Source organism: Achromobacter sp. UBA5777 (assembly GCF_002418565.1).
In the GTDB taxonomy this organism is placed as follows: domain Bacteria; phylum Pseudomonadota; class Gammaproteobacteria; order Burkholderiales; family Burkholderiaceae_B; genus Achromobacter; species Achromobacter animicus.
On record NZ_DIEJ01000134.1, the window covers coordinates 1 to 12,094 of the forward strand.

Here is a 12,094-nt window from a genome sequence, read left to right on the forward strand (position 1 = left end):
CATGCCCGGGGCCGTGCCGGCGGGCACCTGGATCACGGTCTCGCGCAGCACGCCGCCGCCCTGCACGCTGCCGCGCACGTTGCCCGGCGCGGTCATTTGCGTGACGCAATTCTGGCGCTGGGTCTCCGGCAGGCGGTTGCAGCGCGCCACCATGTTCTGCTGCAGCTGTTCGGGGCTTTCTTCGCGGAGATTCTGGCGGCTGCGCTCCTGGCGCGCCGCGCCGGCTTCGCGCAGGCAGGCATCCAGCGCTTGCCCGGTCCTGCCGCTTTTGCAGGCGGCGACGTCCTGTTGATAGCTGGACTGCGCCGAGGCGCCGGAAGATTGCGCTTGAGCCGCGCCAGCGGCGAGCATCAGGCCGGCGGTGCAGAAAATGGCAGCCAGGCGCTTCGAAGGCATGGGAACAGTATTCATGGTCAGCTCCTTATGAAGAGATTGAACCCGGACGGCGCGGTATCAACCGCGCCGCCAACTGACCTCACTATCCCATGACGGCGCGATGGGGGACATAACTAGCGACGTGAATTCGTAAGGTTACGTTTCAACGTCAGCAAACAGGGACGGCCCGAAATCAGCGCGCGTCTTTGTCCGCTTCCGCCTTGGTGAGGCGGTTGCGGTACGTAGCTGCGCGCATCAACAACATGGCCGTGACAGGCGACGACACAATCAGCAGCAGCGTGATGATGACCTCGTGAAACACCGGCCGCGCGGACAGCGCCGAGAACACGAGGATGGAAGACGCCAGCACGCAGGCGCAGCCCATCGTGTTGCCCAGCGTGGGGGCATGGATGCGCGACTGGAAGGTGCGGAAACGCAGCAGCCCGGCCGAGCCGGTCACGGCCAGCAGACCGCCCAGCACCAGCAGAATGGTGGCGGGGATTCCAGCCCACAGGGGGATATCGACTTCCATCATGGTTCGATGACCTCGCCGCGCAACAGGAAGCGCGCCATGGCGGTAGAGCCCACAAAGCCGAACAGCGCGATCAGGAGCGCGATGTCGAAGTACACCGACGTGCCGGACCGGATACCGAACACCAGCATCGTCAGCATGCCATTGATGTATAGCGTGTCCAGGGCTAGGACGCGATCCTGCGCGGTGGGGCCGCGCAACAGGCGGATCGTGGCGAACACCATGCCCAGCGCAAAGCAGAGCAAGGCAAAGGACGCCGCCCAATACAGTACGGAATTCATTCGAACATCTCCATCAACGGGCGCTCGTAGCGCTGCTGCACCAGTTCGATCCACTCGTCTTCGTTTTGCAGGTCAAGCACATGCAGTTTCAGGGCGTGGTCTTCGGTCAGGTTCACCCAGACGGTGCCGGGCGTGTAGGTGAGGATGCAGGCCAGCATTGCCAGGCCATGCGGGTCGCGTATGGTGAGCGGGATCAGGATGAAACCCGGCGAGAACTCATTGCGGCGTGGATTGAGGATCAGCCGCGCCACCGCGACGTTGGACTTGATGATGTCCCATGTCACGTGCAGGAAAAGCGGAATCACCTTCCACAGGTGGCGCGGCCGCGCATGCAGCGGGCGCAGGCGCGAGGCGGCCCACGTGAACCATAGCGCCAGCGCGATGCCCAGGGCGATCTGACCCGGCGACACGCTTTCATTGAGGAGCAGCCACAGTGCAAACAGCAGCGTGGGCAGGATCAGGAAGTAAAGGCGGCGCATCAGCTTCCTCCCTTGACGCCGCGCACGGTCTGCGCGGACATGACGGCGTCGATATACGACGCGGGCTGGTCGAGCGAACGGGCGGCGTCGTCCAGGTAGGCCGACACGGGACCCGCGCCAGCGGCCAGGCCCACGCACAGCAGCACCAGCACGGCGACCGGGCCTGCCTCGATCACGCGCAGGCGCGGCGTGCTGCGGTCGTCGCTGGCCCAGAAGATACGGATGCCGGTGCGGCCCAGGCCGATCAAGCCGGCCAGACCCGACACGAGCACGGCGGCCACGAGCAGCCAGGCGTCCATGGGCGGGGCCGACTCGGTGGCGGCCGATACCGCTGCCGACAATAGCGAGAACTTGGCGACAAAGCCGGACAGCGGCGGCAGACCGGTCACCAGCAACGCGCAGGAAATGAAGGCCAGGCCCAGGAACGCCATTGCCGCGGGAATCGCCACGCCGACGACGTCGTCGGAGCGGTTCACTGAGGTTGGATCGTCCAGGTCGAAGGCATCGAGCGTGACCGCCAGCACGTTCGCGCCAAAGCTGCGCGTGCGTTCGATCAGTTCGGCCAGCAGGAAGAACGCGCCCGTGGTCAGCACGGAGCTGATCAGGTAAAAGAGCGCGGGACCCGTGAGCGTGACGCCCGGCATGCCCAGGGCAGTTAGCAGCGTGCCGGCCGACACGATGACGCAGTAGCCGACCATTTTTTCCAGTTGCTGGGTGGCCAACAGGCCCAGGGCGCCAAACAGCAGCGTGGCCAGTCCGGCGGCAAACATCCAGTCCAGGCTGAAGGCGGCGGGCGCACCGGTGGGCAGCAGCAGCGAGCCGATGCGCAACAGCGCGTAGATGCCGACCTTGGTCATGATGGAGAACATGGCCGCGATCGGTGCACCGGCCGAACCATACCCTTTGACCAGCCAGAAGTTGAGCGGCCAGGCGCCTGCCTTGACCAGGAAGGCCACGCCGAGGATGGCGGCGCCCGCCTCGAAGAGCATGCGTTCGGCGCCCGCCAGATTGCCAGCGCGCAGGGCCAGGTCCGCCATGTTGAGCGTGCCCGTCACGCCGTAGATCAGCGCAATGCTGATCAGCAGCAGGAACGAGGCCACCAGGTTCACGGCGATGTACTGAAGGCCCGCGCTGACGCGCGCCACGCCGGACCCGTGCAGCAGGAGGCCGTACGACGCCGCCAGCAGCACTTCGAAGAACACGAACAGGTTGAACAGGTCGCCGGTCAGGAAGGCCCCATTCAGGCCCATCAGCAGGAACTGGAACAGCGAATGGAAATGCACGCCGGCGCGATCCCAGCGGGCCAGCGCGTAGACCAGCGTGGCCAGTCCCAGCACGGCTGTCAGCGTCAGCATGACGGCGGCCAGGCGGTCGACCACCAGCACGATGCCGAACGGCGCGGGCCAGTCGCCCACCAGGTAGGCCCCTACCCCGTTTTCCCAGACGCCGGGCACGCCCCCGCCGGCCACAACCAGCAAGGCGATCGCGGCCGCCAACTGGGCAAGCGTCGATAAAAGCGCGACCCCGCCGCGCGCGTAGCGGCTGGTGTCGGCGAACAGCAGCATCGCCGCGCCCGCGACCAGCGGAATGATGATGGGCAGGACAGGAAGGTGTTGAAGCCAGAAACTCAAGATTGGGACTCCCGTCCATCAACGTGGTCGGTACCCGTGAGGCCCCGCGAGGCGAGCAGCACAACCAGGAACAACGCGGTGGTGGCAAAGCCGATGACGATGGCGGTCAGCACCAGCGCTTGCGGCAGCGGATCCGCATACCAGGAAGGATCATGCGCCATGGACGGATCCACCACCGGCGGCCTGCCGGACGTGAGCCGGCCCATGCCGAAGATGAAGAGGTTCACCGCGTAGGAGACCAGCGACAGGCCCATGATGAACTGGAACGTCCGGGGACGCAGCAGCAGCCATACGCCCGAGCCCGCCAGCACGCCGATTGCGGCAGCGTATATCAATTCCATCAGGCTTCTCCTGTTTGAACGGCGGCCGCCTGGAGCTCGGCGGCGGCCTTGCGTTGCGCGCGCAGGGATTGGTGGGCAAGCGCCACCAGTACCAGCACGGTGGATCCGACGACCAGCATGTAGACGCCCAGATCAAAGAGCAGCACGCTGGATACGTGGACGTGGCCAATCAGCGGCAGCGCGACGTCCCAGGCCAGCGCGGCGAGGAACGGCTTGTAGGCCAGCCATGCGCTCACGGCGGCAATGCCGGCGGACAGCAGCCCGATGCCGATCCAGTTCTGGGGATTGAGGCGGCTGCGGGATTCGACCCAATACACCCCGCCGACCATGTATTGCAGGATGACGGAGGTGGCGAAGATGAGGCCGCCCACGAAACCGCCGCCGGGCTGGTTGTGGCCGCGCAAGAGGAAATACACGGAGATCAGCGCGGCGATCGGCAGCAGCAGGCGCACCAGCACCGCGGGCACCATCATCGAGCCTGCGGGCACCGGAGACTTGATGTCGGGCGCGTCCGGGATGCCGCCGTCCTGATCCATCTGCTGGCGCGGGATGTCCGCGCTCTCGGCGGCCGGACGGAAGCGGCGCAGCAGCGCGTAGACGGTCAGCGCCACGATGCCAAGCACCGTGATTTCGCCGAACGTATCGAAGCCGCGGAAGTCCACGAGGATCACGTTGACGACGTTGGTGCCGCCGCCGTCGGGCAGCGCGCGATCCACGAAATAGGAGGAAATGGGATTGGTCTGCGGCCGCGCCAGCACCGAATACGCCAACGCCGACATACCCGTGCCGGCGGCCACGGCCAACAGCAGATCGCGCAGGCGGCGGCCGCGTGCCTGCAGCGTGGCTTTCAGGCTTTCTTCGTCGTCCTGCACGATGCGGCGCGGCAGCCAGCGCAGGCCCAGCAGCAACAGCACCAGCGTCACGACCTCGACAGACAGTTGCGTCAGCGCCAGATCGGGTGCGGAGAACCAGACGAAGGTCAGGCAGGTGATCAGCCCTGCCCCGCCCGCCAGCGCCAAGGAAGCCAGGCGGTGGTACTTGGCCTGGAACGCGGCGGCCAAGGCGCAGGTGCCGCCCACGATCCACAGCAAGGCGAATACCGGATCGACCGGCGTCAGGCGCACCGCGCCGTCCAGCCAGCCGCCGGCGCGCAGCGGCAGCCACGCGACGAACAGCGTGCCCACCAGGATCAGCACCATCTGCACCTGCAGACGCGTGGACGACACCCAGCGCAGCAGCCACGCGGCGGCGACGCTGGAGCCATCGAGCAGCGCCTCGAAGGTGCGGCGGCCGTCAAGGCGGTAGATGAACGGCACCCGGCCCGGATTGGCGCGCTGATGCGCGCGCAGGGCCAGGTACAGCAGCACGCCTGCGGTAGTGGCGACCAGGCTCATCGCCAGCGGAAGATTGAAACCGTGCCAGACGGCCAGGCTGTAGTCGGGCATGTTCTCGCCCAGGATGCTCTGCGCCGCAGTGGCCAGGAACGGGCCGACGGTCAGGCTGGGAACGATGCCCACCAACAGGCACATCAGGACCAGCAATGCGCTGGGCAGCAGCATCCAGCGCGGCGGCTCGTGGGGCTCGCGCGGCAGGTCGGTGGCCGGCGGGCCGAAGAACACCTGCAGGATGAAACGCAGCGAATAGGCGACGCTGAATGCGCCGGCGATCGTGGCGAGCAGCGGCAGGCCAAGCTGGACGTAGCGGTCGGCACTGACGAAGGTGGTTTCCGCAAAGAACATTTCCTTGGACAGGAAACCGTTCAGCAGCGGCACGCCCGCCATCGAGGCCGCGGCCACCATCGCCAGCGTGGCAGTAATGGGCATCGCCTTATACAGGCCGGACAGCCGGCCCAGGTCGCGCGTGCCGGTTTCGTGGTCTACCACGCCCGCCGCCATGAAGAGCGACGCCTTGAACGTGGCGTGGTTGATCATGTGGAAGATGGCGGCCACCAGCGCCAGCGTGCTGTTCAGACCCAGCAGCAGCGTGATGAGGCCCAGGTGGCTGATCGTGGAATACGCCAGCACGCCCTTCATGTCCTGCTGGAAGATCGCCGCGTAGGCGCCCAGCACCAGCGTGATGAGACCCAGCCCGCCGATGATCCAGAACCATTCGTCGGTGCCAGACAGCACGGGCCAGAATCGCGCCAGCAGGAAAACCCCCGCCTTGACCATCGTGGCCGAGTGCAGATAGGCGGACACCGGCGTGGGCGCGGCCATGGCGTTGGGCAACCAGAAATGGAACGGGAACTGCGCGCTCTTGGTCAGCGCGCCCAGCGCCACCAGCACCAGGACGGCGGGATACCAGGGGTCGGCGCGGACCAGGTCGCCCGACGCCAGGACGCGGTCCATGTCATAGCTGCCGACGATATGACCCAGGATCAGCACCCCGGCCAGCAGACAGAGACCGCCCGCCCCGGTGACCGTCAGCGCCATGCGCGCGCCCCGGCGCGCGTCCAGGCGGTGGTGCCAGTAGGCGATCAGCATGAACGACGCCAGGCTGGTCATTTCCCAGAACAGGACCAGTTGGATCAGGTTGCCCGAGAGCACCACGCCGAGCATGGCGCCCATGAAGGCCTGGAAGAAGGAAAAGAAGCGCGGGACCGGGTCTTCCGGCGACATGTAATAGCGCGCGTACAACACGACCAGCGCGCCCATGCCGGAGACGATCAGCGCAAAGAGCCACGCGTAGCCGTCCATGCGCAGGGTGAATTGCAGACCCAGGGCGGGCGCCCAGGGCATATCGGCCCGTATGACGCCGCCGTTGGCGACGTCCGGATAGAGCGTCGCGATCAGAACCACGCACGCGAGGGCGATGAGGCCAGCCAACCACGCCTCGGCGTTGCGGGCGTTGGAAGGCAGCAGCGCGGCGCACAGGCTGCCGGCGAACGGCAGAGCGAGGATCAGGATCAGCGACATGGCGTTCCGAAAATGTCCGGGCCCCCTCCCGCCAGCGCAGGGCAGCGAGAGACGAAACAGACCGGGGATTGAAAAACGGACGGAACCCTTGGCCCGGTGCGTCGCTGCACTACACGTTGCCCCGAGGGGACATCAACCAACGCCAATTGAACGGCGCAGACAGAAACAAACGCAATAGCTTTCTTGCAAGACCGGGCAAGAATCTCATCCGAAAAATATCAGATTCTTGTAAGTTATGCAGGGATTTATGTACGTACCCAGCTAATGACAGCAAGATGACTGCGCAGCAATTGCGCATCGAAAGCTTCTCAAATTGTGTTCAACTGCCTGTCAGACTGACTTTTTCCTGTAACTTCTGTCATCTCCGCGCTTTTTAAGAGCACGTTAGAAATTTTGCGATTTCTCATGACAGGGACAATCCCGAGTTGACCATGGGGACATACCTGTGTGGAATGCGGCCACGAGGCGTTGGCTTGCGACACCCCGGCAATGCGCGCCTCACCGAAGCTGGCCCGGCAAGATGGCCGGTTCGGAACAACAATATGGAGAAGACTCTTGAACGTGTTGTCACATGCCAAGGCCGTCCTGGCCGCCGCCATCGCTGGCGCCTGCCTGACCTCCGCTGCCCAGGCCGCAGATCCCTACCCCAATAAACCCATCCGCCTGATCGTCCCGTTTGCCGCCGGCGGCACCACCGATATCGTGGCGCGCGTCGTGGCCGAGGGCCTGGGCCGTGAACTCGGCCAGCCCGTGGTCGTGGAAAACCGCGCCGGCGGCGGCGGCTCCATCGGCGCCGACGCCTTGGTGCGCTCTGCCAACGACGGTTACACGCTGGGCGTGGCGACGGTCAGCACCATGGCCACCAATCCGGCCACCAATCCCAAAAACCCGTACAACCCGCTCAAGGACTTCACGCCGATCACCAACATGGTGAACGTGCCCAACGTCATGACGGTCAACCCGAGCGTGCCCGCCAAGACCCTGGCCGAGTTCATCACCCTGCTCAAGAACAACCCCGGCAAGTACAGCTATGCGTCGTCGGGCGCGGGCGGCATCAGCCACCTGGACGGCGAGCTGTTCAAGTCGCTGACCAAGACCGACATGGTTCACGTCCCCTACCGCGGATCGGGTCCGGCGCTGAACGACGTGATCGCCGGCCAGGTCAACGTCCAGTTCGACAACCTGCCCTCCTCCATGCCGCACATCCAGGCCGGCAAGCTGCGCGCGCTGGCCGTAGCGGCGCCCAAGCGCCTGCCCGCCCTGCCGGACGTGCCGACGTTCGCCGAGGGTGGCCTGCCCGACATGGACAACATGGCGTGGTATGGCCTGGTGGCGCCGGCCGGTACGCCGCAAGCCGTGGTCGACCGCGTGCACGCCGCGGCGGTCAAGGCCTTGAAGGATCCGAAGATCGCCCAGCGCCTGGCCGACGGCGGATCGATCGTGGACGGCAACACGCCGGCCGAGTACGCCGCGCAGATCAAGCGCGAACTCGAACTGCGCCAGCGCATCGCCAAGGACCGCAACATCGTCCTGACGAACTGATCGCAACCTGACGAGAGGGGCGCGGGCCAGCGGTTTGCGGTTGGCGCCCCTGTTTGCATTCGTCCCCGCTTGACGGCAATTGCCCGGGTGGTAGCATCTGCCCCGTGCAATCCGATCTATCTTCCCTTCCCTGCGTCACCTGCGCTCTCTGCGCCCTGCGCTCAACGCTGTTGAGTTCGCAGGAGGTCGCCGCGCGTTCCGCTTACGCGCGGTCCAAGCCCGGCTAATCGCCCGCCTTTCCCCTTTCTGATTTTTTGCTCCGGCCCGTTGCCGGCTGCCTGCGCACATCCGCGCGTCTTGCAGCCTGAAACCGGCCGGCGGGCGCACTGCCGCGTGGCGGGCGCTCGTCTCCATTTCGCCGCTCGCTTGCCTTTCCCGGCTTGCGCCGCAGGCACGCACCGCACTTTTCGAATCAGCGCCATGCAACTCACCAAGAAATTCGTCAAAGCCAAGAACCCCTGCGCGGGCGGCTACAAATGGTTCCTCCGCGACCACAACGGACAGGGGGACTACCAGGCCGTGCTCGATGCCCTGGTCGCCGACGGCCGCGTCGGCGACGCCTGCTGGCTGTTGGACCAGTTCGGTCCGACCGACGCCGTGTTGCGGCTGGACACGCTGGATGCCACCGCCATCGTGTTTGCGGGAACGCTGGAGGTCCGCATGGGCATCAACGTGGACACGGTGGTTCGCGCCGGCCGCAGCCTCATCACGGGCGGTGGCATTCGCGCCGGCGAGTCGATCGTGGCGGGTGAAAACATCACCGCCGGCGGCAACATTGCCAGTGGCGGCAACCTGCGCGCCGGCGGCGACGTGGCGGCCGACTGGGGGATCGAGATTGCGACGCGCCTGGATTGCGGCGGCAATGTGCGCGCCAAGTGGGACATCTGCGCCGGGCAGGACCTGGCCGTGACCGGTCACCTGCATGCCGGCCAGGACATCAGCACGCAAGGCGCCATCAAGTGCGGGCAAGGCATCAAGGCAGGCGGCGGCGTGACCGCGGAACAGGAAATCAATGCCGGCTGCGGTATTCAGGCTGGGGGTTCAATTCAGTCGGGCGAGCACCTCGCCTGCGGGTGGGGCTTGATCGCCGGCGAGGACATCCGCGCCGAGGGCGCCATCCGCGCGGGCGAAGGCGCGCAGGCGGCCGGCGTCATCGAGGCGGGCGCGGGACACGGCGTCTACGCCGGACTGAGCGTGCGGCTGGACGCGTGGGATCTGTGCGCGCGGGTGGTTGCCCAATCCCGCCCGGCTCAGTTGGTGAGCGGGCATTGGGCGGGAGCGGACGGCGCAACCAGCGCCGGCGCCGCGCCCGCCGACCCGCCGTGGAATGGATGGATGGATGTCGGCGCGACGAAGCGTGATGGCTACGCGGGCGGTCCGCAAGGCTGAGAACGCCGCCACGGGCTGTCGGGGGGCGGNNCCTGCGGGTGTGGTTGCCATAGCCGCTATCGCAGCCCCTCTTTGTGGAGCGGCGCGGGATGGCGTAACACCAGCATCAACCCTGTCAGGATCGCGGCCATGCCCGCCAGGCTGAGCGCCGGCAAGCGATTGCCCAGAATCAGGTAATCCAGTGCCGCCGTGCCCACCGGCACCAGATAGAACAGGCTGGTCACATTGACGAGGTTGCCTGCCTGGATCATGCGGTAGAACAGCAGCGTGGCGCCGACCGAAATCACGAGGCCCATCCAGATCAACGGCACGATGAAACCGACGCTCCAGTCGGCGTGCAGCGGCTGGAATGGTGCGAACAGCAGGCAGAGCACCAGACTGATCGCGTACTGCAGCGGCATCACGTCCATCGGCGGCTGCTGGACGCGCTTTTGCAGCAAGGCGCCGCCGGTCATGCTGGCCAGCGCCGCGCAGGCGTACGCGATGCCCGCGACGGACAAGCGCGTCAGCGCGATGCTTTGATACACGACCAGCACCAGCCCGGCGAGCGCCAGGCAGAGCCCCGCCAGACGCGCCGGCGCAAAGCGGCGCTCCGTCAGCGCCAGCGTCAGGATGGGCTGCGCGCCGAGCAATGTCGCCAGCACGCCCGGCGTCACGCCGTGGTCCAGCGCCAGCAGGTAGCAGATGGAGTAACTGCCGATCAGCAACGCGCCCGTTGTAGCGACCTGCATGCGGGTGCCGGTCTGCGGCAACCAACGTCCGCGCCGAGTGCAGATCAGCAGCAGCACCGCCAGCGCAAGCAAGCAGCGGAACAAGAGGAAGCCAAAGGCGGAGGCATGCGACAACCCCCATTTGGCAAAGATCGCGCCGCCGCTCCACAGCAGCACGAACAAGGTGGTGGACGCGTGGGCAGCCCACGCGCGTCGGATGTTGGACATGAGGTATCACCTGTCTGAATGGGGTGCAGACTCCCGCCCGGGGCGCGATAACGCGCGCCCATGTGCGCGCGCGGCGGGCGACGTCAATGCGTCATGCTCGCGGTGCGGCGCTGGAGTTCAGGCGGGAGACGGAGATGCGGCGGGTCAGCCTAGGACGGCTGACACAGGCGGATGCGCGCCAGACACGACGCCGCGAGGCGGCGATGCGGGCGGCGGCGCCGCGTTCTTGACGGGAGACACAGCCGGCGGAGCGCCGGCGGAGAACGAAGCCGACACGCGCGCGCACGCAAGACCCGCGCGGACGGCGCGGGCAGGCATGGTGAAAGGCGTGTAAGCAGGCATCCGGGCAGACTACCGGCGCCGGGCCGCAGCGTCAAGCATCGGCGGTTGAGGCCGCGCTGCTTCCCGGCACCGATGTGCCGGGTCCGGGCCGGTTCGCTAACCGATCCTGCGCTGCTCAACCCCCATGTCGCGCCATGCCTCGCCGTGGCACGTAAACATCAGGATCTGATGCCGTGTCGCGGCATCGAACAGCGCGCGCTTCATGAAGTCGCGCCGGGCGTCGTCGGTGTGGACCAGCGCATCGTCCAGCAGCAGCAAGGTGGGCCGGCCGGCCTCGCGCAGCAGATCGGCGTAGGCGAACCGCGCCAGGATGCCGAGCTGTTCGCGCGTACCGAAGCTGAGGGCGTCCAGCGCGTCTTCGCCATCGCCGCGGCGCAGCGCCGTGGGCAGCAGCGCATCGTCCAGGCGCAGCGCGGCGTCGGGAAAGAGCAGCGCCAGATAGTGATTGAGGCGGCGGGCGAGCGGCGCTTGCAGGCGTTGCGTGGCGGCGGCGCGTTTATCGGCGAGCAGCTTTTGCAGCAGATCCAGCGCGGCGGCGCGCCGTGCGAATTCGTCGCGGCGCCGTTGCAGACGCTCGCAGGCCGCCTGCGCTTCCGACAGGCGTTCTCCCAGGCCTTGCGCACCGGCCTGGTCCAGCTTGCCCTGCAATTGCAGGATGTCGCCGTGCCGCTTGTGCTGGGCGTCGCGTTCGATGGCGGCGGATTTTTCGAACCGCTGCACGTCCTGTTCCGCGAGTTCGGGCCGGTGTTCGGCCAACGAGGCCCGAGCCTCTCGTACGCGCAGTTCGAGTTGGTCGTGGGCGCTGCGCACTTCAGCCAGGCGGCCGGCGCGGGCGTGGCGTTGCGCCGAGCGTTCGTCGGATTGGAGTTCTGCGCCCCGGGCGGCAGCCTGCCCTTCCAGCAACTGGGCGCGGGCCGTGTCCGCGTCCAGCGCGCGCTGCGCGTCGGCGACTGCCTTTTCCGCCTGCGCCGCAACAGCTTCGGCCTCGCGCAGGGCCTGCACGGCGTCGGGCAGATCGTCATCCCCTATGTCGGCATCAGCGTCAGCAATGCCGTCTTCGGTTTCCTGCGCGGGCGGCAGCTTGGACAGCCGTTCCTGCAACTGCGCCAGCCGCGCCAGTGCCTCGTCGCGCTGGGTGCGCAGCGCATCCACGCCGCGGGGCGCATGGATGCTCAGCGTCTTGCGCACGCCTTCAAGTTCGCGCTGCAGCGCGTTGTAGCGCGCGTGCCGCTGTTCTGCATCGGCCAGGGTGTCGACGCCCGCCCGCTTGAGCAACGCGGCGCTTGCCGACTCCGCGCGCGCCAGGTCGCGCTGCAAGGCCGGCAGGTC

Annotated in this window: 11 protein-coding genes; 2 read left to right on the top strand and 9 right to left on the bottom strand. The window is 66.9% G+C overall.

From position 1 onward, the window contains the following. The 7 genes from B3446_RS09815 to B3446_RS09845 all read right to left on the bottom strand — a co-directional run. Window positions 1–411 (bottom strand): hypothetical protein (locus B3446_RS09815; RefSeq protein WP_291380508.1); only part of this gene is annotated, 411 nt, incomplete at its 3' end. Between the two features lie 157 nt (window positions 412–568). Further along, the gene (mnhG, locus tag B3446_RS09820) at window positions 569–910 is read right to left on the bottom strand and encodes a monovalent cation/H(+) antiporter subunit G (protein ID WP_175121727.1); all 342 of its coding nucleotides are present in this window, start codon (window positions 908–910) and stop codon (window positions 569–571) included. Further along, window positions 907–1,188, bottom strand: a complete 282-nt coding sequence (locus B3446_RS09825) for a K+/H+ antiporter subunit F (protein WP_056317324.1) — start codon at window positions 1,186–1,188, stop codon at window positions 907–909. Before B3446_RS09825 ends, mnhG begins: the two co-directional genes overlap by 4 nt. Further along, window positions 1,185–1,667, bottom strand: coding sequence for a Na+/H+ antiporter subunit E (locus tag B3446_RS09830; protein WP_191578952.1), 483 nt, complete (start codon window positions 1,665–1,667; stop codon window positions 1,185–1,187). The genes B3446_RS09825 and B3446_RS09830 overlap by 4 nt, the downstream gene beginning before the upstream one ends. Then, a complete protein-coding gene (locus B3446_RS09835) occupies window positions 1,667–3,298 on the bottom strand; it encodes a monovalent cation/H+ antiporter subunit D (protein ID WP_175121729.1) in 1,632 nt (543 codons plus the stop codon). Before B3446_RS09835 ends, B3446_RS09830 begins: the two co-directional genes overlap by 1 nt. After that, complete coding sequence (locus tag B3446_RS09840; RefSeq protein ID WP_175121730.1) at window positions 3,295–3,639, bottom strand: Na+/H+ antiporter subunit C; 345 nt, start codon at window positions 3,637–3,639, stop codon at window positions 3,295–3,297. Before B3446_RS09840 ends, B3446_RS09835 begins: the two co-directional genes overlap by 4 nt. Beyond that, entirely contained in the window at window positions 3,639–6,554 is a 2,916-nt protein-coding gene (locus tag B3446_RS09845; RefSeq protein ID WP_191578954.1) for a monovalent cation/H+ antiporter subunit A, read from the bottom strand. Before B3446_RS09845 ends, B3446_RS09840 begins: the two co-directional genes overlap by 1 nt. 555 nt (window positions 6,555–7,109) lie before the next feature. On the opposite strand from B3446_RS09845, the gene B3446_RS09850 reads away from it, so the two are divergent. Then, window positions 7,110–8,096, top strand: a complete 987-nt coding sequence (locus B3446_RS09850) for a Bug family tripartite tricarboxylate transporter substrate binding protein (protein WP_056560769.1) — start codon at window positions 7,110–7,112, stop codon at window positions 8,094–8,096. Between the two features lie 420 nt (window positions 8,097–8,516). Continuing rightward, window positions 8,517–9,485 carry a hypothetical protein gene (locus tag B3446_RS09855; RefSeq protein WP_291380517.1) on the top strand — a complete coding sequence of 323 codons (969 nt, stop codon included), beginning with the start codon at window positions 8,517–8,519 and terminating at the stop codon, window positions 9,483–9,485. A gap of 56 nt (window positions 9,486–9,541) precedes the next feature. Here the strand turns inward: B3446_RS09855 and B3446_RS09860 are convergent, their stop codons facing one another. Beyond that, complete coding sequence (locus B3446_RS09860; protein ID WP_291380519.1) at window positions 9,542–10,423, bottom strand: DMT family transporter; 882 nt, start codon at window positions 10,421–10,423, stop codon at window positions 9,542–9,544. A 438-nt stretch (window positions 10,424–10,861) separates the two neighbouring features. Further along, the coding region (locus B3446_RS09865) for an ATP-binding protein (RefSeq protein ID WP_414632407.1) at window positions 10,862–12,094 on the bottom strand (1,233 nt) is incomplete at its 5' end.

Coding starts and splice junctions, on each gene's coding strand:
- B3446_RS09845 (WP_191578954.1), bottom strand. CDS start 6,554: ATGTCGCTGATCCTGATCCTCGCTCTGCCGTTCGCCGGCAGCCTGTGC.
- B3446_RS09825 (WP_056317324.1), bottom strand. CDS start 1,188: ATGAATTCCGTACTGTATTGGGCGGCGTCCTTTGCCTTGCTCTGCTTT.
- B3446_RS09855 (WP_291380517.1), top strand. CDS start 8,517: ATGCAACTCACCAAGAAATTCGTCAAAGCCAAGAACCCCTGCGCGGGC.
- B3446_RS09860 (WP_291380519.1), bottom strand. CDS start 10,423: ATGTCCAACATCCGACGCGCGTGGGCTGCCCACGCGTCCACCACCTTG.
- B3446_RS09830 (WP_191578952.1), bottom strand. CDS start 1,667: ATGCGCCGCCTTTACTTCCTGATCCTGCCCACGCTGCTGTTTGCACTG.
- mnhG (WP_175121727.1), bottom strand. CDS start 910: ATGATGGAAGTCGATATCCCCCTGTGGGCTGGAATCCCCGCCACCATT.
- B3446_RS09840 (WP_175121730.1), bottom strand. CDS start 3,639: ATGGAATTGATATACGCTGCCGCAATCGGCGTGCTGGCGGGCTCGGGC.